The organism is Roseburia sp. 831b (assembly GCF_001940165.2).
Classification (GTDB): Bacteria; Bacillota; Clostridia; order Lachnospirales; family Lachnospiraceae; genus Roseburia.
Genome location: NZ_CP135162.1, coordinates 1,101,393 through 1,122,232 on the forward strand (window position 1 = coordinate 1,101,393; position 20,840 = coordinate 1,122,232).

Annotated in this window: 19 protein-coding genes; 15 read left to right on the forward strand and 4 right to left on the reverse strand. The window is 40.8% G+C overall.

The window, feature by feature from the left end:
- The first annotated feature begins 64 nt into the window (after positions 1 to 64).
- Positions 65 to 1,081 carry a UDP-glucose 4-epimerase GalE gene (gene galE, locus BIV16_RS05070; protein WP_075679718.1) on the forward strand — a complete coding sequence of 339 codons (1,017 nt, stop codon included), beginning with the start codon at positions 65 to 67 and terminating at the stop codon, positions 1,079 to 1,081.
- Positions 1,082 to 1,177: 96 nt separating this feature from the next.
- Here galE and BIV16_RS05075 read toward each other — a convergent pair whose 3' ends face one another.
- A complete protein-coding gene (locus tag BIV16_RS05075) occupies positions 1,178 to 2,278 on the reverse strand; it encodes a prephenate dehydrogenase (protein ID WP_075679048.1) in 1,101 nt (366 codons plus the stop codon).
- A 285-nt stretch (positions 2,279 to 2,563) separates the two neighbouring features.
- On the opposite strand from BIV16_RS05075, the gene BIV16_RS05080 reads away from it, so the two are divergent.
- Positions 2,564 to 4,657 (forward strand): elongation factor G, encoded by a 2,094-nt coding sequence (locus tag BIV16_RS05080; RefSeq protein ID WP_075679047.1) that lies wholly within the window; start codon positions 2,564 to 2,566, stop codon positions 4,655 to 4,657.
- A gap of 44 nt (positions 4,658 to 4,701) precedes the next feature.
- Positions 4,702 to 6,003 (forward strand): InlB B-repeat-containing protein, encoded by a 1,302-nt coding sequence (locus BIV16_RS05085; protein WP_075679046.1) that lies wholly within the window; start codon positions 4,702 to 4,704, stop codon positions 6,001 to 6,003.
- Between the two features lie 39 nt (positions 6,004 to 6,042).
- Here the strand turns inward: BIV16_RS05085 and BIV16_RS05090 are convergent, their stop codons facing one another.
- Positions 6,043 to 6,354, reverse strand: a complete 312-nt coding sequence (locus BIV16_RS05090; RefSeq protein WP_242940303.1) for a hypothetical protein — start codon at positions 6,352 to 6,354, stop codon at positions 6,043 to 6,045.
- 21 nt (positions 6,355 to 6,375) lie between these two features.
- The gene (locus BIV16_RS05095; RefSeq protein ID WP_075679045.1) at positions 6,376 to 6,705 is read right to left on the reverse strand and encodes a hypothetical protein; all 330 of its coding nucleotides are present in this window, start codon (positions 6,703 to 6,705) and stop codon (positions 6,376 to 6,378) included.
- A 154-nt stretch (positions 6,706 to 6,859) separates the two neighbouring features.
- Here BIV16_RS05095 and BIV16_RS05100 point away from each other — a divergent pair, with 154 nt between their 5' ends.
- Positions 6,860 to 7,018: a hypothetical protein gene (locus tag BIV16_RS05100; protein ID WP_159435905.1), complete on the forward strand. Its 159-nt coding sequence runs from the start codon at positions 6,860 to 6,862 to the stop codon at positions 7,016 to 7,018.
- 71 nt (positions 7,019 to 7,089) lie between these two features.
- Here the strand turns inward: BIV16_RS05100 and BIV16_RS05105 are convergent, their stop codons facing one another.
- Positions 7,090 to 7,305, reverse strand: a complete 216-nt coding sequence (locus tag BIV16_RS05105; RefSeq protein ID WP_075679044.1) for a chorion class high-cysteine HCB protein 13 — start codon at positions 7,303 to 7,305, stop codon at positions 7,090 to 7,092.
- Between the two features lie 367 nt (positions 7,306 to 7,672).
- Between BIV16_RS05105 and BIV16_RS05110 the strand changes: the two genes are divergently transcribed.
- From BIV16_RS05110 to glgA, 11 genes are all read left to right on the forward strand, one after another.
- Positions 7,673 to 9,055 carry a 2-isopropylmalate synthase gene (locus tag BIV16_RS05110; RefSeq protein ID WP_075679043.1) on the forward strand — a complete coding sequence of 461 codons (1,383 nt, stop codon included), beginning with the start codon at positions 7,673 to 7,675 and terminating at the stop codon, positions 9,053 to 9,055.
- Between the two features lie 18 nt (positions 9,056 to 9,073).
- On the forward strand, positions 9,074 to 9,733 hold the full coding sequence (locus tag BIV16_RS05115; protein ID WP_075679042.1) for a GntR family transcriptional regulator: 660 nt from the start codon (positions 9,074 to 9,076) through the stop codon (positions 9,731 to 9,733).
- A gap of 24 nt (positions 9,734 to 9,757) precedes the next feature.
- On the forward strand, positions 9,758 to 10,972 hold the full coding sequence (locus BIV16_RS05120; RefSeq protein WP_075679041.1) for an NADP-dependent isocitrate dehydrogenase: 1,215 nt from the start codon (positions 9,758 to 9,760) through the stop codon (positions 10,970 to 10,972).
- Positions 10,973 to 11,071: 99 nt separating this feature from the next.
- Complete coding sequence (locus BIV16_RS05125; RefSeq protein WP_075679039.1) at positions 11,072 to 12,991, forward strand: ABC transporter ATP-binding protein; 1,920 nt, start codon at positions 11,072 to 11,074, stop codon at positions 12,989 to 12,991.
- A 131-nt stretch (positions 12,992 to 13,122) separates the two neighbouring features.
- Positions 13,123 to 13,767 carry a redox-sensing transcriptional repressor Rex gene (locus tag BIV16_RS05130; RefSeq protein WP_075679716.1) on the forward strand — a complete coding sequence of 215 codons (645 nt, stop codon included), beginning with the start codon at positions 13,123 to 13,125 and terminating at the stop codon, positions 13,765 to 13,767.
- 59 nt (positions 13,768 to 13,826) lie between these two features.
- On the forward strand, positions 13,827 to 15,323 hold the full coding sequence (locus tag BIV16_RS05135; RefSeq protein ID WP_075679037.1) for a bifunctional ADP-dependent NAD(P)H-hydrate dehydratase/NAD(P)H-hydrate epimerase: 1,497 nt from the start codon (positions 13,827 to 13,829) through the stop codon (positions 15,321 to 15,323).
- A gap of 43 nt (positions 15,324 to 15,366) precedes the next feature.
- A complete protein-coding gene (gene alr, locus BIV16_RS05140; protein WP_075679715.1) occupies positions 15,367 to 16,536 on the forward strand; it encodes an alanine racemase in 1,170 nt (389 codons plus the stop codon).
- A 75-nt stretch (positions 16,537 to 16,611) separates the two neighbouring features.
- Positions 16,612 to 16,959 carry a type II toxin-antitoxin system PemK/MazF family toxin gene (locus tag BIV16_RS05145; RefSeq protein WP_075679035.1) on the forward strand — a complete coding sequence of 116 codons (348 nt, stop codon included), beginning with the start codon at positions 16,612 to 16,614 and terminating at the stop codon, positions 16,957 to 16,959.
- A 98-nt stretch (positions 16,960 to 17,057) separates the two neighbouring features.
- Positions 17,058 to 18,422 carry a hemolysin family protein gene (locus BIV16_RS05150; protein ID WP_075679033.1) on the forward strand — a complete coding sequence of 455 codons (1,365 nt, stop codon included), beginning with the start codon at positions 17,058 to 17,060 and terminating at the stop codon, positions 18,420 to 18,422.
- 33 nt (positions 18,423 to 18,455) lie between these two features.
- Complete coding sequence (locus BIV16_RS05155; protein ID WP_075679032.1) at positions 18,456 to 19,184, forward strand: YebC/PmpR family DNA-binding transcriptional regulator; 729 nt, start codon at positions 18,456 to 18,458, stop codon at positions 19,182 to 19,184.
- A gap of 183 nt (positions 19,185 to 19,367) precedes the next feature.
- The gene (glgA, locus tag BIV16_RS05160) at positions 19,368 to 20,822 is read left to right on the forward strand and encodes a glycogen synthase GlgA (protein WP_075679030.1); all 1,455 of its coding nucleotides are present in this window, start codon (positions 19,368 to 19,370) and stop codon (positions 20,820 to 20,822) included.
- Positions 20,823 to 20,840 lie beyond the last annotated feature (18 nt).

The window sequence follows — 20,840 nt, forward strand, 5'->3', positions numbered from 1 at the left end:
AAAACATTAGGAAGACATCATGAAACATTTTTCTGAAATGGTATCACAGAAAGGAGATTTTAACATGGCAATTTTAGTAACAGGTGGAGCAGGTTATATCGGAAGCCACACATGTGTAGAACTGTTGGATGCAGGATACGAGGTTGTTGTTTTGGATAACTTAAGCAATGCATCTGAAAAATCATTAGACAGAGTAAAAGCATTGACTGGAAAGACTGTTAAATTTTATAAAGGCGATATCTTAGATCGTACAATTTTAAATGAGATTTTTGAGAAAGAATCCATTGACAGCTGTATTCATTTTGCAGGACTCAAAGCGGTTGGAGAATCCGTTGCAAAGCCTTGGGAATATTACAATAACAACATCACAGGTACCTTGACACTTGTTGATGTGATGAGACAGCATGGATGCAAGAATATCATCTTTTCTTCTTCCGCAACCGTATATGGTGACCCGGCGCAGATTCCAATTACAGAGGAGTGCCCGAAGGGACAGTGTACCAACCCTTATGGCTGGACAAAATCTATGTTAGAGCAGGTACTTATGGATATGCAAAAAGCAGATCCGGAATGGAATGTTATCCTGCTTCGTTACTTTAACCCAATCGGAGCTCATCCAAGCGGAACCATGGGAGAGAATCCGAATGGTATTCCAAACAACTTAATGCCTTATATTACACAGGTTGCTGTTGGAAAATTAAAAGAACTCGGTGTCTTTGGGGATGATTATGATACACCGGACGGAACTGGTGTTCGTGATTATATCCACGTTGTGGATCTTGCAGTCGGCCATGTAAAAGCATTGAAGAAGATTGAAGAAAAAGCAGGATTATGCATCTACAACCTTGGTACAGGTCACGGATACAGTGTACTTGATATCGTAAAGAACTTTGAGGAAGCAAATGATATCAAGATTCCATATCAGATCAAACCAAGAAGAGCAGGTGACATTGCAACCTGTTATTGCGACCCATCCAAGGCAGAAAGAGAACTTGGCTGGAAAGCAAAATATGGTATCAAAGAGATGTGTGCCGACTCTTGGAGATGGCAGAAGAACAATCCAAACGGATACGAAGATTAAACATCAAATACGAATAGCGATGTAAGCATACAAAAATCCCCTTTGCCGGTGGCAGTGAAAACTGTCAGATGGCGAAGGGGATTTTTGCTTTTTAAATTAGCTGCGCTCATAGATGGTGTAATGATGTTTGCTTAAAAGCTTTCTGGCTCCATCTAATGCCTGCTCATCGTATAACTCAAGGCGGAGTACACCCTGCTCAAATTCACGGTTGTGAATGATGCCGATATTTTTGATACTGATGTTGTTACTTGCGAGGATGGTCGCAACGGTAGCGATTCCACCTGCCTCGTCTAACAAATCCAAATAAAGCTCGTACACTTTTTTGATGGCTCCTGATTTTGTAATCGTAATGGAATCGCGGTAGTCCTTGGCAGATTCAAAGAAGCGGTAGAGCTGCTTTTCATTTGCATTTTGGATATTCTGTTTCATCTGCTCTAAGATGTTTGTGTAGGAATCTAGCACCTTTAAAATCTGCTCCCGGTTTGACAAACAGATGTTCTGCCACATAACAGGGGAGGAGGAAGCGATTCTTGTAATATCCTTAAATCCGCCTGCTGCAATGGTTTTCATCGTAGCATCCTCGTCATCGGTCTGCTTGATTAAATTGACAAGTGAAGATGCAATGATGTGTGGCAGATGGCTGATGGAAGCCGTCGCAAAATCATGTTTTTCATAATCAAGAATCAGTGGAATTGCGCCAAGGGAAGACACGAACTGACGGAATTCCATTAATTTTTCCGATTTTGTTTTTGCAGTCGGTGTCAGAATGTAGTATGCATTCTCCATTAGATAAGGGGTGGCGTTTTCCAGTCCGGTTTTCTCAGAACCGGTCATCGGATGTCCGCCGATAAAATTCTCCTCTAAGCCAAGACGGATGACTTCACGGTGAATATCTGTTTTGACACTTCCGACATCGGTAATCAGACAGTCTTTTTTGATGATATTCTTTAAGGCATTCAGGTACTCCAGATTTTTCTGGACAGGACAGCATAAAAAGATATAGTCGCAGTCCTTAAAATCTTCCATCTCGCAGAATGTGTTGTTCTCAATCAGATTTTGCTCATAAGCTTCAGTAATTGTCTCTATGTGATGTGCGTGTGCAATCATTTTTATTTCAGGGTTGTCCGCTTTGATTTTTTTGGCGATGGAACCGCCGATTAAACCAAGTCCGATAAACCCAATTTTTCTTATTGACATGATAGTCCTCCAATAGTTTGTATTCCTTCTTATCATAACTATATTTTAAAATAAAATCAACACTTTAAAGCATAAAAGTCAATTTTTTATGACAAATATGTCTAAATTGTAACACTTGTGTAAATCTTTTGCCTATCCGCACAATTTTTGTACAAAATAGGTTATAATATCCATAAAGAGAAAAAGAAATGGGAAAAACAGTGTGAAAAGTGCATAAAAATATTGTAAAAGAACTAGACAAATAGTACAATATAAATATATCAAAAATGTATTGGAGGATTTGCTATGAATGTTTACACAACAGATAAGATTCGAAATGTAGTTTTATTAGGTCACGGTGGATGCGGTAAGACGAGTCTTGTGGAAGCAATGGCTTACCTGTCCGGCATGACAACGAGAATGGGAAAGATTTCCGATGGAAATACAATCAGTGATTATGACAAGGAAGAAATCAAACGTCAGTTCTCCATCACCACATCGATGGTGCCGATTATCTGGGGAGAACATAAAATCAACATCTTAGATACACCGGGATATTTTGATTTTGTAGGAGAAGTTGAGGAAGCAGTAAGTGTTGCGGACGCTGCAATCATTGTGGTATCCGGCAAGGCAGGAATCCAGGTTGGAACGAAAAAAGCATGGGAAATCTGTGAAAAATACAAACTGCCTCGTATGGTATTTGTGACAGATATGGATATTGATGAGGCAAGTTACCGTCAGGTGGTTGCGGATTTACAGGAACTATACGGAAAGAAAATTGCACCATTCCATCTGCCAGTCAGAGAGAATGGACAGTTTGTCGGATATGTCAATGTACTTCAGCAGAGAGCCAAACGATGGAAGGAAGATGGAACGGTAGAGAAATTTGAGGTGCCGGAATACTCCAAAGAGAATCTGAATCTGTGCCGTGATGCGTTGATGGAGGCGGTTGCTGAGACAAGTGAAGAACTGATGGAGCGTTATTTTAACGGAGAAGAGTTCTCAGAAGATGAAATCCGTCAGGCACTTCGTGTCAATGTATCAGACGGAAGCATCGTTCCGGTTCTGATGGGTTCAAACATACTCGCACGCGGTGTCTATACTTTGCTTGTGGACATTGTGAAATATTTACCAAGCCCGGAGAAGAGAAGCTGCACCGGAATCAATGCAAAGACCAATGAGGTGTTCGCTGCTGACTATGACTTTGCAAAAGCAAAATCAGCTTATGTATTTAAAACCATCGTAGATCCTTTTATCGGAAAATATTCTTTGATTAAGGTAAATTCCGGGGTGTTAAAATCAGACGATGTTCTTTACAACTACCATAAGGATGTTGAAGAAAAAATTGGAAAATTATATGTGATGCGTGGAAATAAAGCAGAGGAAGTAAAAGAACTTCATGCCGGAGATTTAGGAGCACTTGCAAAATTAGGCTCCGTCATGACAACCGACTCTTTGTCGACAAAAAATAATCCGATTGTGTATATTCGGACTTCCATCTCCACACCATATACTTACATGAGATATAAAGCAGTGAAAAAAGGCGATGAAGATAAGATTTCCCAGGCATTGCAGAAAATGATGCAGGAAGATCTGACCTTAAAACATGTCAACGACAGTGAAAACGGTCAGACACTCTTATATGGAATGGGAGATCAGCATCTTGAGATTGTGGTAAGCAAACTCTTAGAAAAATATAAAGTGGAAGTGGAGTTAAAACGTCCAAAGATTGCATTCCGCGAGACCATAAGAAAAAAAGCGGATGTGGAATCCAAATACAAGAAACAGTCCGGTGGTCATGGTCAGTATGGTCATGTAAAAATGACATTTGAACCATCCGGCAACTTAGAAGAGGCATACGAATTTGACCAGGTTGTGGTTGGCGGAGCAGTTCCAAAGAATTTCTTCCCGGCAGTGGAAAAAGGAATTCAGGAATCTGTATTAAGCGGACCACTTGCAGCATATCCGGTTGTCGGTGTGAAAGCGGTACTCTATGATGGTTCTTATCATCCGGTAGATTCCTCAGAGCTTGCATTTAAGATGGCAACCAGACAGGCGTTTAAGAAAGGATTTCTTGAAGCATCCCCGGTATTGTTAGAGCCGATTGCAAATCTGAAAGTAACGGTTCCGGATTCGTACACCGGAGATATCATGGGAGATTTGAACAAACGCCGGGGCAGAGTGCTTGGCATGAATCCAGACAACAACGGATATCAGGTGATTGAGGCAGATATCCCAATGATGGAGCTGTTTGGTTACAATACCAACTTACGTTCCATGACAGGCGGAAGCGGTGTTTATAGTTACGAATTTGTACGTTATGAGCAGGCACCGGAAGATGTCGCAAAGAAAGAGATAGAAGCGAGAGCAAGTAAACTGACAACAGAAGAAGACAGTTAAATTTTTAACAAAGCTAGATTTTGGCAGGAAAGGAGGAATGCAATATGCGGATTCGAAGAGAATTTGTTGCGATATTTTGTGTTATTGCATTTCTGATTAGCGACCCGGAAGTGGCAAGAGCGTGTATGATAGGGGAAAATGCGTATATGACCTGGGATACCAGTTCCAAGATTGATCTTTTTGCAGGAATGGATGCGTCAAAGGTGCATGTGATTTATGAATTGAATGGCGGCATGAATAACCGCAAAAATGTTTCCTCCTTTCAAGCCGAAGATTTACCGTTTACGTTTGCAGTACCAGTCAAGGAAGGTTACAATTTCGCAGGCTGGTATTCTGACATCAGTTATCACCATAAAGTGACAGAATTAAATGAAAAGAATGCACAGAATATGGTGCTGTTTGCAAAATGGACCAAAGTGATTGACAGCAATTATAATGTGGAGATGTATTCCTATCAGACCAGCAGTCTTTCCAAAGGAAGCTGCAAGGAATTAAAAGACTGCTCCTATGGATTCCTGCAGGATGTAGCAATCCCTGGAATGCCGTCCACAAGAGAAAATGATTACAGGGAACAGTTAATCAGCAGTGGTAGCCAGTGTCCGCAGGGAATCTGTTTTACACCGGATTATCTGTTGGTGACCTCCTACACAGAAAAGGATGATGTGTTAGGCTCTTTGCTGGTATTTGATGTAAAAACCGGGGAATATCTTGTAACACTTGGGATGAAGAGTAAAAGCCATCTGGGCGGCATTACATTTGACGGAGAAAATGTCTGGGTCTGTCACTCGAATTCGAACACCTTAGAGCGTATCTCGTATGAGTTTATTCAAAGAATCGCACAGTCAAAGCCGGGATGCCTGATTGATGCATCTGCGTTAAGCGATGAATATAAGATTGCAAACACTCCATCCTGCATTACGTTTTATGGAGACCGTCTTTGGGTGGCAACGCATACAAAATACTTAAATTCCAAAATGGTTTCTTACAGCTATGACAAAGAGACGGATTCGCTTACCTCCTTAAGTACGTATAAGATTCCAAGCAAGGTTCAGGGGGTTGCATTTGACTCAAACGGTACCGTTTATCTTAGTACCTCATATGGAAGAGAAAAATCATCTTATTTGAAAGTCTATGATTCCCTCCTTCAGATGTCAAAGAAGCCAAACAATCCAGAGCAGAAAGTAGAAATGCCGCCTTGTTCCGAGGAACTGGCGCTTGTAGATGGAAATCTTTACGTGTTGTTTGAATCGGCTGGAGAGAAGTATTTAGAGGGAACAGATGGCAATGGCAAAAGTATTTCGCCGATTGATAAAGTTTTAACAGTGACTGTGGCATCTATTTTTTAAGGTAGAAGGAACGGGATTTAGAAGAAAAGATGGCAGCTCCTAAGTAGAGCTGCCATCTTTTTTTGGTGCGCTTAAGAGTGCGCTGTTCATAAGACGAATGATTTTATCTGCTTTTTTTGCATCCTCCTCGGACATATTCTGTTTTAGCAGACCGATTAAGAGGCTGGATTCTGCCTCAGAAAACTGGATGTTTTTAGAACGCGCCGAACTAAGCGCAGATAGTAGAAACGGTGTCATTTCTTTCATGTCAGTAGGTTTCTTTGCAGAGGCAAAGCTTTTTAAAAACTGTAACTTTTCAGGTGACATTCCCTGTAACAGTGGGTTCTGGTAAAAGTCCTCCATATTTGGCATAGATCCTCACATAGGCACACATTAGGAAAAAATGGTTTCATAGGTTTCAAACATGGATAACATATTTGTTAGCATGTCAATGGTTTCCCGTTCTTTTTCTGTACAAAATCCGCGAAGCTCATTGAGCATGGCGAGAGTCCGGTCTTCGTTATCCGGGACAGAACACATCGATAAGACCTGGTCGGTGTGCGAAAAAACGGTTGCCGTATTCTTTAATTCCATGTATTTGACAAGCACAGCAAGATTTTTTTGCCAGCTTCCCTGCATGTAAGGAATCATCACTTTTAGCATTTGCAGCTGCCTTGTCTGTGTCATGGTATCAAAGGGCGTAGATGGTACTTCGTTTTCCATAGAATAATTGCCTTTTCTTTCAATCTATGAAAAAAATCATGGATTTATGCTTGGCACATCCAAGTTGCTAAAAAATAAAACGTGCATATGATAAAGAAAACAGAGTGTAAAAATATGTTTTTACGTTTTGGGAAAGGCAGGATGAGGTAATACCGTGATTATTATTGATGACAAATCCGTTTATGAAATAGATGAAGAATGTGTCAGGAGACGGAAAGTTCCGCTAGAATGTAAACTTCCGATTCAGCGAAAGGAAAAAGAAAAGCAAAATATAACCGAAAAAAATGGATGGAAAAATAAGGGGAGACAATAAAAGCATATTTTTTCATCATGCATGGAAAAGAAAAAAGGCTGCCAAACCAGGCAGCCTTTTTCGGTTTGTGATTAGAAACAGCCGATTCCGTTACCGTTTCCGTTACAGCAGCAGAGTAAAAGAATGACGATCCATAAGTTGTCACCACAACCACATCCATTGCCGGAGTTTCCACATCCTCCATTTCCATTACAGCAGCAAAGCAAAAGGATAATCCATAAAATGGAATTGCATCCTCCTTCATTACAACCACCACATCCACAGTTTGTTGCAGCTAAATCACTCATGTAAATACCTCCAAATTTTTCTTACAGTGTATCTTATGATGAGGGGCAAAATGTGTGACAGAAAATCGTGTGAAAAATTTTTACATCGCTGGTTTCCATTTTGGATACAAGATGGCATAGTAAAAATTAGGAAAAAGGTACGGTGGAACATGAATGTTTAAAAATGATAAGAATATTAGCTATAAGAAAAAGATATGGAAAGAACTGGTTAAAATTCCTTGAATTCTCTTGACAAAACGAACCATAAGTGCAAAAATATTTCAAACGGTATTATTGTATACAATTATGCATGTAAGAATATACATTGAATAGTGCATATTCTTACATGCATACCAAAAGCAGAATAAGTAAGCGAGGAGTAATAGTGATGAGAGAAGTAGTAATGAACAACAAGACCAATCTTCTTCAGTTAGAAGAGCACTTTTATCAGTTAGCAGATGTAAAAGAGCCAAATGTTTTCCATAATCTGTTCCCGTATGAAGAGATTCCGAAAATTGCGTTCAACGACAGAATTGTGCCTCATAACATGCCGGAGGAAATCTGGATTACCGATACCACATTCCGTGATGGTCAGCAGTCAAGAGCTCCATACACGACAGACCAGATTGTGACAATCTATGATTATCTTCATAAATTAGGCGGCCCAAAGGGACTGGTTCGTCAGAGCGAATTCTTTTTATATAGTAAAAAAGACCGTGATGCCGTGTACAAATGTCTGGAGCGCGGCTATAAGTTCCCAGAGGTAACAAGCTGGATTCGTGCAAGCAAACAGGATTTCCAGTTAGTAAAAGACATCGGACTTCGTGAGACCGGTATTTTAGTAAGCTGTTCCGATTATCACATTTTCTATAAGATGAAAATGACGCGTAGAGAGGTTATGAACCTTTACTTAAGTGTCATTCGTGAGTGTCTGGAGACCGGAATCAGTCCAAGATGTCATTTGGAGGATATCACAAGATCCGATATTTACGGATTTGTTATCCCATTCTGTGTAGAACTTATGAAACTGATGGACGAATACAAGATTCCAATCAAGATTCGTGCCTGCGATACCATGGGTTATGGTGTAAACTTCCCTGGTGCCGTGATCCCACGAAGTGTTCCAGGAATCATCTATGGCCTTACCACACATGCAGGTGTTCCATCGGAATTGATTGAATGGCATGGACATAACGATTTCTACAAGGCAGTCAACAACTCTACGACAGCATGGCTTTACGGTGCAAGCGGCGTCAACTGTTCCTTATTTGGAATTGGAGAGCGAACCGGTAACACACCGCTGGAGGCTATGGTATTTGAGTATGCGCAGTTAAAAGGTACGCTTGATGGAATGGATACCACAGTCATCACAGAGCTTGCAGAATACTTTGAAAAAGAATTGGGTTATGTACAGCCAAGCAGAACACCGTTTGTCGGAAGCAACTTTAATGTGACAAGAGCCGGAATTCATGCCGACGGTCTTTTGAAAAATGAAGAGATTTACAATATTTTTGATACCGGAAAATTCTTAAACCGTCCACCACTTGTATCCGTATCCAATACTTCTGGATTAGCTGGAATTGCACATTGGATTAATACCTATTATCATCTTCCAAAAGAAAAATGGGTTGACAAGAATTCAGAATTGGTTAAATTAGTAAAGGTATGGGTTGACAAGCAGTATGATGACGGACGAGTTACGGTACTTACCGATCAAGAGCTTGTAGAAGAGATTCAAAAATGTTGCAAGAAATTAGATATTACGTTATAAATAAGGGGAGGTCTTAACATGGGTGAAGACAACTATTCTCTGAGTGCTCGTGTTTTTCATACCTTACGTGAAGATATTTTATCTGGAAAATATCATATGGATGAAGAACTGAAAGAGAAATCGATTGGGGAGGAACTTGGTGTAAGCAGAACACCAGTTCGAGAAGCGCTTCGCCAACTGGAATTAGAAGGTCTTGTCACAATTATTCCGAATAAAGGAGCTTATGTCGTTGGAATTTCTAAAAAAGATATTCAGGATATCTATGAAATCCGTTCCAGACTGGAAGGACTTTGTGCAAGATGGGCGGCTGCAAACCTCACCAAAGAGCAGTTAGATGACTTAGAAGAGAATATTTACCTTGCAGAGTTTCACGCTGCAAAGGGCAATTATGAACAGGTTGTAGAACTTGACAACAAGTTTCACGATATTTTATATACGGCATGTGGAAGCCGTGAGTTAAGACACGTATTGACTGATTTTCACCATTACGTGCAGCGGGTAAGAAAAATCACATTGGCGGAACCGCAGCGTGCGGTAGAATCCAATGAGGAACACCGTAAGATTGTGGATGCTTTAAAGAAAAAAGATGCGGATATGGCAGAAAAGCTTGCCAACCAGCATATGGGAAACACGGTTCGCAATATGGATCATTACGGATGGGACAACTTATTAAAGTAAAAAAACAGAATGGAGCGAAATCACATGGAAAAAATTAAAATGACAACCCCATTAGTAGAGATGGACGGAGATGAAATGACAAGAATTCTTTGGAAAATGATCAAAGATGAATTGCTCACTCCATTTATTGACTTGAAGACAGAATATTATGATTTAGGTCTTGAGTATCGAAACGAAACAAATGATCAGGTTACGATTGATTCTGCCAACGCAACAAAGAAATATGGTGTTGCTGTAAAATGTGCGACCATCACACCAAATGCAGCCAGAATGACAGAATATAATTTGAAAGAAATGTGGAAGAGTCCAAACGGAACCATCCGTGCCATGTTAGACGGAACCGTATTCCGTGCACCTATCGTTGTAAAAGGAATCGAGCCAAACGTAAAGACATGGAAGAAACCAATCACTATCGCGCGTCATGCATACGGTGATGTATACAAGGCAAGTGAGATGAAGATTCCGGGACCAGGAAAATGTGAACTTGTCTATACCGATGAGAACGGAAATGAGACTCGTGAATTAATTCACAATTTCACGGGCGCAGGTGTTGTTCAGGGACAGCATAACTTATGCAATTCCATCGAAAGTTTTGCAAAGAGCTGTTTCAACTATGCACTCGATACCAAACAGGATTTATGGTTTGCAACAAAAGATACCATTTCCAAAAAATATGACCATACGTTTAAAGATATTTTCCAGGAAATCTTTGATGCAGAATACAAAGAAAAATTCGAAAAAGCCGGCATTACGTACTTCTATACTTTGATTGATGATGCAGTGGCACGTGTCATGAAATCCGAAGGCGGCTATATCTGGGCATGTAAAAACTATGACGGTGATGTAATGAGCGACATGATTTCCAGCGCATTCGGTTCTCTTGCGATGATGACATCCGTATTGGTATCTCCAGATGGATATTACGAGTACGAAGCTGCACATGGTACCGTTCAGCGTCATTACTACAAACATTTAAAAGGAGAAGAGACTTCTACCAACTCCGTAGCAACGATTTTTGCATGGACAGGAGCACTTCGAAAACGTGGTGAACTCGATGGCAATCAGGCACTTTCCGATTTTGCAGATGCATTGGAAAAAGCTTGTATTCAGACAATCGAGTCCGGAAAGATGACCAAGGACTTAGCACTTATTACAACGATTGAACATCCAACTGTGTTAAACAGCGAAGGATTTATCAAAGCAATCCGCGAAACATTGACAGGAATTCTTGAAGCCTAGACAATATCGTGGTACAATACATACCTAGTGAAAGTGACATCATGTCTTTTTAAGGCATGATGTTTCTTTGTGAAAAAGAGAAAGTAACAGGAGGAAGAGATGGTATTATCCTGTCAAAATATTTCAAAGTCCTATGGGACGGATGAAATCCTAAAAAAAGTAAGCTTTGGAATTGAAGCAAATGAAAAAGCGGCAATCGTTGGCATTAACGGTGCCGGAAAATCGACACTTCTTAAAATCATGATGCAGGAAATTCAAGCAGATGAGGGAGAAGTGATTCTTGCAAAAGATAAGACAATCGGTTACCTTGCACAGTATCAGGACGTATCCGGACACCGCACAATCAAAGAGGAAGTTCTTGAAGCAAAGAAGGAACTGATTGAGATGGAGGAGCAGCTTCGCAAGATGGAGTCTTTGATGAACGAACTCTCCGGTGAAGAATTAGAATATCACTTAAATGCGTACCATAAGCTCAACGAAGAATTTGAACTTGCAGGCGGTTATGCCTATAAAAGCGAAGTAACCGGAATTTTAAAGGGACTTGGTTTTTTAGAGGAAGAGTTTGATAAAAAGATGGAATCTTTATCAGGTGGACAAAAGACGAGGGTTTCCCTTGGTAAACTGCTTGTGACAAAGCCGGATGTCCTTTTGTTAGACGAGCCGACCAACCACCTGGATATTGAATCCATCCGCTGGTTAGAAGGATTTTTGATGAATTACAAAGGAGCGGTTGTCATTGTCTCCCATGACCGTTACTTTTTAGACCGTGTGGTTACAAAAGTAGTTGAATTGTTCCAGCATAAGGCGACCGTTTTCCTTGGAAATTACAGCGAATATGCGAAGAAAAAGGCAAAAGTCCGCGAGGATTTGTTAAAGCAGTATTACAACCAGCAGCGTGAAATCAAGCACCAGGAGGAAGTGATTACAAAACTTCGCTCTTTTAACCGCGAGAAGTCGATTCGCCGTGCAGAAAGCCGCGAAAAGATGCTAGATAAGATAGAATGGATTGAGAAGCCGACGGAAGAAAATGCCGATATCAAGATTGTGTTAGAGCCCAATGTTGTGAGTGGAAACGATGTGTTGACCGTCGAACATCTTTCAAAATCCTACCCGTCAAGACACCTGTTCTCCGATTTATCTTTTGAAATCAAGCGTGGGGAACGGGTAGCACTGATTGGAAATAACGGAACCGGAAAGACGACGATACTAAAGATTATCAACCAGTTAATCGAGGCAGATGCTGGAAGTGTTACACTAGGCTCAAATGTTTCCATCGGCTATTACGACCAGGAACATCAGGTCTTATCGCATGAGAAAACCATTTTTGAAGAGATATCAGACGATTATCCAAACCTTACCCAGACACAGATTCGAAATGTCTTAGCGGCATTTTTGTTTACGGAAGATGACGTGTTTAAGCGGATTGCGGATTTAAGTGGTGGTGAGCGAGGACGTGTCTCTTTGGCAAAATTAATGCTCTCGGATGCAAACTTTTTGATTTTGGATGAGCCGACTAACCATTTGGATATTACCTCAAAAGAAATTTTAGAGTCCGCATTAAATCAATATACCGGAACGGTATTTTTCGTCTCCCATGATCGTTATTTTATTAACAAAACAGCGACAAGAATCATCGAATTAACCGGGGAAACACTGGTCAATTACATTGGAAATTATGATTATTATCTGGAAAAAAGAGACGAGCTGACTGAGAAATTTGTAAAGAAACCAGAGGAAGCAGCGCAGACAGTTGAAAAAGACAGCGAGCAAAAAACGGACTGGAAGGCACAAAAGGCAAAGCAGGCACAAATCCGAAAAATTGAGAATGCGCTAAAGAAGGCGGAGGATGAGATTGCGTTCTTAGAGGGCGAGATTGAACAGATTGATACGGAGTGTGCAAAACCGGAAAATGCGACAAACTCTGCAAAGCTAGGAGAACTTACCACAAAGCAAAATCAGTACAGGGAACGTCTGGAAACCTTATATGAAGAATGGGAAAACCTGTCAATGCAATTATAAATGATAGATAGTTAAATTTTTGACACATTGACATCTTTTTCAGAAATCAGTATAATAATGTTATTCGTATAATCGTGTGAGAGGGTTATGGCACACGAATTTGCAGTTTAGAGAAAGGCATGTTTATATATATGGAAGAAAAAGAGATTTCACAGGCAGTTATTCGAAGAATGCCAAGATATTACCGTTACCTTGGTGAATTGTTAGATGATGGAGTGGAGCGTATTTCATCAAATGATTTGAGCAAAAGAATGAATGTGACAGCGTCACAGATCAGACAGGATTTAAATAACTTTGGTGGTTTTGGTCAGCAGGGTTATGGATACAATGTAAAGTACCTATACGAAGAGATTGGAAAGATTTTAGGACTGAACCAGCAGCATAATATCATTGTGATTGGTGCCGGTAATTTAGGTCAGGCGCTTGCTAATTACACCAAATTTTCCAAACTTGGGTTTATCATTACCGCATTATTTGATGTAAATCCAGCATTGGACGGTGTTACCGTTCGCGGAATTAAGGTTCACATGTTAAATGAACTGGAAGAGTTTTGCAAGAACAATAAAGTTGATATTGCAGCACTTACCATGCCAAAAGAAAAGGCAGATGCCATTGCAAATCGTCTTGTGGATTTGGGAATTCATGCAATCTGGAATTTCGCACATGTTGATCTTGAATTAATCGATAAAGATGTAGTTGTAGAGAACGTTCATTTATCAGACAGCTTAATGCAGTTATCCTACAATATTGTAAAGAACAAAAAAGAAAAGGAATAACCGACTTAGCGCTTTGCCATTGGTAAAGCGCTATTTTTGCTCTGGAATGGAGATGGAAGATGGAATATCTTGTAAATGCAGATGAAATGAAACAAATAGACCTTGCCACGACAGAACATTTTAAGGTGCCATCGATTGTTTTGATGGAACGTGCTGCACTTGAGACGGTGCGCGTCATGGAAGAGGAGGGGCTTGATACCAAAAGAACCCTTGTATTTTGTGGAACCGGAAATAACGGCGGTGACGGAGCAGCGGTTGCGAGACTGCTTTTTCAAAAGAAAAGGAAGGTCTGTGTGGTGCTGTTACAGGGAAAGCACGGTTATAGCGAATCCATGCAATTACAGCTTGAAATCCTAAAAGCGTATGGAATCCCGGTTTGCGAGAAAATACCGGATGATTTTTCACCGACCCTTATCGTGGATGCTTTGTTTGGTGTGGGATTGACAAGAGAGATTACCGGAGAAGCTGCGCACTTTATCGCTCAGATGAATCAGATGGAAGCAGTAAAGCTTTCGATTGATATTCCGTCCGGTGTGCAGGCAACAAATGGAAAAATATTAGGAACCTGTGTGCAGGCAGATGTAACGGTTACTTATGCCTATGCCAAGGTCGGAATGTATCTGTGGCCGGGAAGTGCTGCTTGTGGCAGGATTTTTGTACGGGAAATTGGAATCGATGCAAAAAGCTGGCGAAAGGTTCGTCCGTCGGTGGTTTCTTTGACGAAAGAAGACCTTTCGCTGCTGCCGGAAAGAAAGAAGCACTCGAACAAAGGCACTTACGGAAAAGTGCTTGTCATTGCCGGACAAAAGGACATGGCAGGTGCGGCTGTATTTGCAGTGACAGCGGCATACCGCATGGGATGTGGCCTGGTAAAAGTGATGACACCGGAAGCAAACCGGATGATTTTACAGGAAAAAGTGCCGGAAGCAGTGCTAAAAACTTACCCGGAGACAGGTTTTGATGAAACTACATTTGTAAATGAATTGCAGACGGTCGATGCAATTGTCTGTGGACCAGGACTTGGAACATCACAGGTGGCACAAAGAATCGTAGAACTTGTGTTAGCGAATGCGGCTGTGCCGGTTGTGCTCGATGCAGATGCCCTAAATATCCTCGTAGCAAAGCAGGAACTTTTAAAGCAGCACAAAGCGGAAGTGATTGTAACGCCACATCCGGGTGAGATGGGCAGACTCTGTCAGCAAAAAACGGCATTTGTAGAAGCAGACCGCCTTAAGACAGCTAGGCAGTTTGCAGAGGATTACCAGGTGATTTGCGTGTTAAAAGGAGAACATACCTTAACGGCAGTCCCGGAGGGTGCGATTTATTTAAACCGCAGTGGGAATCACGGAATGGCAACGGCTGGAAGCGGGGATGTCTTATCCGGTGTGATAGGTTCACTCCTTGCACAAAAAGTTCCGCCTTATCTTGCAGCACCACTTGGCGTATATCTTCACGGACTGGCAGGTGATGCCATGATAAAAGAAACAGGCTATGGCGGATTAATGGCATCTGATTTAGTAACCGGATTACAAAAAATCCAAGCAGAGCTTTTATAAAAAACTAGAAAGAAACATGCCGAAAGGGCAGATGGGAGACAACATGAAGCAGTATAAACGTGTTTGTGCAAAGATAGATTTGGATGCCGTTTTGTTTAATATGGAATCCATGCATCAGAATATCAATCCAGAAACGAAGATGATGGCAGTCATTAAAACAGATGCATACGGTCACGGAGCCGTACAGATTGCCCATACCATCGAAAAACTGGATTATTTGTTTGGGTTTGCAGTTGCAACCGTCGAAGAAGGAGTCGAGCTGCGAAAGAGCGGAATCCAAAAGCCGATTTTGATTCTGGGTTATGTTTTCCCGGAGCAATATGAGACAATTGTAACGCATCAGATAAGAACAAGTGTTTGCACTTATGAAATGGCAAAAGAATTATCCGATACCGCTGAAACATTAAATATGGATTATCCGATTCATATCATATTAGATACCGGAATGAGCCGTCTTGGCTTTCAGATTACAGAAGAATCTGCGCAGACAATAGCGCAGATTGCAAAGCTTCCGCATATTATAATGGAGGGAATCTTTACACATTTTGCCAAGGCGGATGAAAAAGAGAAAGACAATACCTTTTTACAGATTGCAAAGTTTGAAAAGATGTTGTCGTGGCTTGAGAAAAAACAGGTGACGTTCCAGTATCGTCACTGCTCAAACAGTGCAGGCATTGTCGAAATTCCAAAGGCAAACTTTGACATGGTGCGTGCCGGCATTACACTTTACGGTCTGTGGCCTTCGAGTGAGGTAAGACAGGATATTGTTGCATTAAAACCTGTATTATCACTAAAAAGCCATGTCGCATTTTTAAAAAAGCTTGAGTCAGGCAGAAGCATCAGTTACGGCGGAACCTATACAACACCAAAAGAAGAAATCATTGCAACGATTCCGGTAGGATACGGGGACGGCTATGCAAGGGGACTTTCCAACAAGGGTTATGTTTTGATTCACGGGAAAAAAGCTCCGATTCGCGGAAGAATCTGCATGGATCAGTTTATGGTTGATGTGACAGGAATTGAACATGTATCCGTAGGAGATGAAGTCACCCTGATTGGTGCAGACGGTGATTTATCCATTACGTTAGAAGAATTAGGAGAACTTTCCGGTAGGTTTAATTATGAGTTTGCCTGTCTGCTTGGAAGAAGGATTCCAAGAGTTTTCTATCAGAATGGAGTAGAAACCGGAGTCGAGGATTATTTTATAAAATAATCTGCAAAGAGAAAGAATACACCCGTAAAAATTGGAAATACTATCCGTAAATAAAAGTTTCATGGAGTGAGTAAGATGATAATTCGACGTGGTGATATTTTTTATGCAGATTTAAGACCCGTGGTAGGTTCTGAACAAGGAGGAATACGACCGGTTCTTATCATACAAAATGATGTTGGGAACAGACACAGCCCGACCGTTATCTGTGCGGCGATTACCTCGCAGATGAATAAGGCAAAGCTTCCGACGCATGTGGAGCTTGACAGCCACAAGTATGATTTGGTAAAAGATTCAGTTGTCCTTTTAGAACAGCTTCGTACCATCGACAAGAAAAGATTAAAAGACAAGGTATGTCATTTGGATACCCAGATTCTTGGAAAAGTGGATAAAGCGCTTGAAATCAGTCTGGAACTTTATACATAACTTGACGAATATACTGGAAAATGGTATGATTTCAAATGTTTTCATGATAAAATAACAGGAAACAAAAGAATGGATATTACAAAAGGAGAATATGTTTTATGGACGATGGTGGGAGTCCCTCTATTGGGATCATCATATTTTTAGTACTTTTATTTTTCAATGCAGTGGTCTGTGGATTTTTAGCTGCAATGGAGAATATCAATCAGGCTGCTTTGGCAAAAGATGCACAGGAAGGAAAGAAAAAGGCGCTGCTGATTCAAAAATATGCAGATGAGCCGGTTCGTTTCCAGCAGATTTGTCAGCTTTTGTGGCTGTTGCTTACCATGATGGCAGGTTTTACACAAATTAATCTTTGGAGAGGTTACTTTTTTGCTCCGACGGATGTAACATTGGTTTTTGTGCTGGAGGATGCGCTGGTTTTTGCCGTTATCGTATTGCTGACGCTATGGATTGGTGTGTTTACACCTCAGAAAATCGCAGCGCGCAAAGCGTTAAAATGGGCATACCGCCTGGTGGCACCGATGCACGCCATGGAGGTCATTTTTACCCCGGTGCTGGTGAGTGTTAATTTTTTGTCAAACCTATTGGCGAGAGTCGGTGGTGTTGACCCGCTTGCCGACGTTGACGATGTGACAGAAGAAGAGATTATCTCGATGGTCAACGAAGGGCACGAACAGGGTGTTTTGCTTGCGAGTGAGGCGGAGATGATTCACAACATCTTTGAGTTTGGCGATAAGGAAGCAAAAGATATTATGACACATCGCAAGAATATCATTGCGATGGATGGAAATATGACCTTTTTAGATGCACTCCAGTTTTTAAAAGAAAACAATTATTCCAGATTCCCGGTTTATGAGGAAGACTTAGATAATATCATTGGTGTGTTACATATTAAGGAAGCATTAGGGCTTAGTCAGGAACAAGCATTATTTTCCACACCAATCAAAGAAATTCCCGGACTGATTCGTAAAACCGATTTCATTCCGGAAACAAGAAATATCAATACACTGTTTACGATGATGCAGTCAAAGAAGAACCACATGGTGATTGTCGTAGACGAATATGGTCAGACCTCCGGTATTGTAGCGATGGAAGATATTCTTGAGGAGATTGTCGGAAATATTGAAGACGAACATGATGCCGAAGAGCATATGATTGAGCTTCAGGTGGACGGCAGTTATCTGATGAAGGGAATGGCGCCGCTCGACGAGGTTGCAGAAGTTCTTGGAATAGAACTTGAAGAAAACGATATGGATACGTTAAATGGATTCTTAATTTCTTTAATTGACAAGATTCCGAATGAAGATGAACATCTGTCTGCAGATGCCTATGGCTATCATTTTGAAATCTTAACTGTTGAGAACAAGATGATAAAAAATGTGCGTGTGACACGCTTAAAGGAAGAAGCAAAAAGTCCAGATGAGGATAAAACTTGTCAGAATAAGGAAATGATGATAGAATAAAACACGAAAACTATTGAGAAAAGAGGAATTATTATGTCAGGACATTCCAAATTTGCGAACATCAAACATAAGAAAGAGAAGAATGATGCGGCAAAAGGAAAAATCTTTACCATTATCGGAAGGGAAATTGCCATTGCAGTAAAAGAAGGTGGTCCAGACCCTGCGAATAATAGTAAATTAAGAGATGTAATTGCAAAAGCAAAATCAAATAACATGCCAAACGATACCATCGACAGAGGTATCAAGAAGGCTGCCGGAGATGCAAACTCCGTGAATTACGAATCTGTTACTTACGAAGGATACGGTCCATGTGGAACCGCTATCATTGTGAAAGCTTTAACAGATAATAAAAACAGAACTGCTGCAAACGTAAGAAACTGCTTTACAAAAGGTCATGGAAGCATTGGTACACAGGGCTGTGTATCTTATATGTTCGATGAGAAAGGACAGATTATCATTGACAAAGAAGACTGCGATATGGATGCTGACGATTTGATGATGATGGCATTAGATGCCGGAGCAGAAGATTTCGCAGATGAAGAAGACAGCTTCGAGATTATTACAGCACCAGAAGATTTCTCTGCTGTCCGCGAAGCATTAGAAGCAGAAGGAATCAAGATGGTAGAAGCAGAAGTTACCATGATTCCACAGAACTATGTAGAATTATCAGATGAGACTGATATTGCAAACTTCACAAGAATCATTGATCTTTTAGACGAAGATGATGACGTTCAGGAAGTTTACCATAACTGGGATGAATAATTGTGATAACCTTAAGGGAGATGCATGAATTTGCATCTCCTTTTTGTGTAATAGAAAATTTCATTCCTATTACGCAAAAAAGGATTTGCGAGGATTGCACGGATTCTTTCTTAAAAAAATATGGAATTCTTGGGACAAATAGTATATCATGAAAAGGGTAGAAGAATTGGGAGGTGGTTATTTATGAATAAAATACTTTTTGCAGCGTCAGAATGTGTTCCGTTTATTAAGACCGGAGGACTTGCTGATGTCTGTGGAGCTTTACCGAAGGAATTTGATAAACGTTACTGGGATATCCGTGTGGTAATTCCAAATTATAGCTGTATTCCGGAAAAATTCCGCAGTCAGTTTGAATATGTGACACATTTTTATATGGGGAATGGAAAGTATATCCAGAATAAATATGTCGGAGTCTTAAAGTATGAATATGAGGGAATTCTTTATTATCTGATTGATAATGAAGAGTACTTTAACTGTGCGTCACCGTATGGGGATATCCGTTACGACATCGAGAAGTTCAGCTTTTTTGACAAAGCGGTATTGTCGATGCTGCCACTTGTTGGTTTCCAGCCGGATATCATTCATTGTCACGACTGGGAGACCGGATTGATTCCGGTTTATTTGAAAAATGAATTTCAGGCAGATGCCTTTTTCTGGGGAATGAAATCCATTTTAACAATACATAACCTGAAATTCCAGGGAGTCTGGGATGCAAAGACATTGCAGGGACTGACTGGATTCCCGTCCTCACTTTTTACGCCGGATAAATTAGAGTTTCACAAAGATGCCAATATGTTAAAGGGCGGACTTGTGTATGCAGACTATATTACAACCGTAAGCGATACGTATGCGATGGAGATTCAGACAGACGAGTACGGAGAAGGCTTAAACGGACTGCTTGCAGCGCGTCATTTTGATATGCAGGGAATTGTTAACGGAATTGATTATTCGGTTTACAATCCAAAAACTGACCCTAAGATATACACCAATTATTCCGCAGAGGATTTCAGAAAAAAGAAGATTCAGAACAAGCTGAAATTGCAGGAAGAATTAGGACTTGCGGTTGACAAGAAGAAATTCATGATAGGAATCATTTCAAGACTGACCGACCAGAAGGGCTTAGATTTGATTAATTATGCCATGGATCAGCTTGTGGACGAGTTCACGCAGATTGTTGTCATCGGAACAGGTGCCCCACAGTACGAAAATATGTTCCGCCATTATGCATGGAAATATCAGGACCGTGTATCTGCAAACATCTGTTATTCCGATGATCTTGCACATAAGCTCTATGCAGCTGCGGACGCCTTTTTGATGCCGTCCAGATTCGAGCCATGTGGACTGACACAGTTAATCTCGTTCCGCTATGGAACCGTTCCGATTGTGCGTGAGACCGGTGGATTAAAGGATACGGTAACACCTTACAACGAATTTGAAAATACAGGGGATGGTTTTTCCTTTACGAACTATAACGGGGATGATATGTTAAATGTCGTAAATTACGCAAAACATATCTATTTTGACCGCAAAAAACAGTGGAATCAGATGATTGACCGCGGTATGGCAAACGATTATTCCTGGAATGTCTCCAAAGGAAAATATGAGAATCTGTACCATTATTTAATTGGTGATTTATAAAAGAATAAGTTTATTCAT

What these genes read in the sequence shown, in the direction of transcription:
- BIV16_RS05130 (WP_075679716.1), top strand. Translation starts at nt 13,123, where the DNA reads ATGGAAGAAAAAGAGATTTCACAGGCAGTTATTCGAAGAATGCCAAGA.
- BIV16_RS05115 (WP_075679042.1), top strand. Translation starts at nt 9,074, where the DNA reads ATGGGTGAAGACAACTATTCTCTGAGTGCTCGTGTTTTTCATACCTTA.
- BIV16_RS05095 (WP_075679045.1), bottom strand. Translation starts at nt 6,705, where the DNA reads ATGGAAAACGAAGTACCATCTACGCCCTTTGATACCATGACACAGACA.
- BIV16_RS05120 (WP_075679041.1), top strand. Translation starts at nt 9,758, where the DNA reads ATGGAAAAAATTAAAATGACAACCCCATTAGTAGAGATGGACGGAGAT.
- BIV16_RS05135 (WP_075679037.1), top strand. Translation starts at nt 13,827, where the DNA reads ATGGAATATCTTGTAAATGCAGATGAAATGAAACAAATAGACCTTGCC.
- glgA (WP_075679030.1), top strand. Translation starts at nt 19,368, where the DNA reads ATGAATAAAATACTTTTTGCAGCGTCAGAATGTGTTCCGTTTATTAAG.
- alr (WP_075679715.1), top strand. Translation starts at nt 15,367, where the DNA reads ATGAAGCAGTATAAACGTGTTTGTGCAAAGATAGATTTGGATGCCGTT.
- BIV16_RS05110 (WP_075679043.1), top strand. Translation starts at nt 7,673, where the DNA reads ATGAGAGAAGTAGTAATGAACAACAAGACCAATCTTCTTCAGTTAGAA.
- BIV16_RS05085 (WP_075679046.1), top strand. Translation starts at nt 4,702, where the DNA reads ATGCGGATTCGAAGAGAATTTGTTGCGATATTTTGTGTTATTGCATTT.
- BIV16_RS05075 (WP_075679048.1), bottom strand. Translation starts at nt 2,278, where the DNA reads ATGTCAATAAGAAAAATTGGGTTTATCGGACTTGGTTTAATCGGCGGT.
- BIV16_RS05080 (WP_075679047.1), top strand. Translation starts at nt 2,564, where the DNA reads ATGAATGTTTACACAACAGATAAGATTCGAAATGTAGTTTTATTAGGT.
- BIV16_RS05090 (WP_242940303.1), bottom strand. Translation starts at nt 6,354, where the DNA reads ATGCCAAATATGGAGGACTTTTACCAGAACCCACTGTTACAGGGAATG.
- BIV16_RS05145 (WP_075679035.1), top strand. Translation starts at nt 16,612, where the DNA reads ATGATAATTCGACGTGGTGATATTTTTTATGCAGATTTAAGACCCGTG.
- BIV16_RS05155 (WP_075679032.1), top strand. Translation starts at nt 18,456, where the DNA reads ATGTCAGGACATTCCAAATTTGCGAACATCAAACATAAGAAAGAGAAG.
- galE (WP_075679718.1), top strand. Translation starts at nt 65, where the DNA reads ATGGCAATTTTAGTAACAGGTGGAGCAGGTTATATCGGAAGCCACACA.
- BIV16_RS05105 (WP_075679044.1), bottom strand. Translation starts at nt 7,305, where the DNA reads ATGAGTGATTTAGCTGCAACAAACTGTGGATGTGGTGGTTGTAATGAA.
- BIV16_RS05150 (WP_075679033.1), top strand. Translation starts at nt 17,058, where the DNA reads ATGGACGATGGTGGGAGTCCCTCTATTGGGATCATCATATTTTTAGTA.
- BIV16_RS05125 (WP_075679039.1), top strand. Translation starts at nt 11,072, where the DNA reads ATGGTATTATCCTGTCAAAATATTTCAAAGTCCTATGGGACGGATGAA.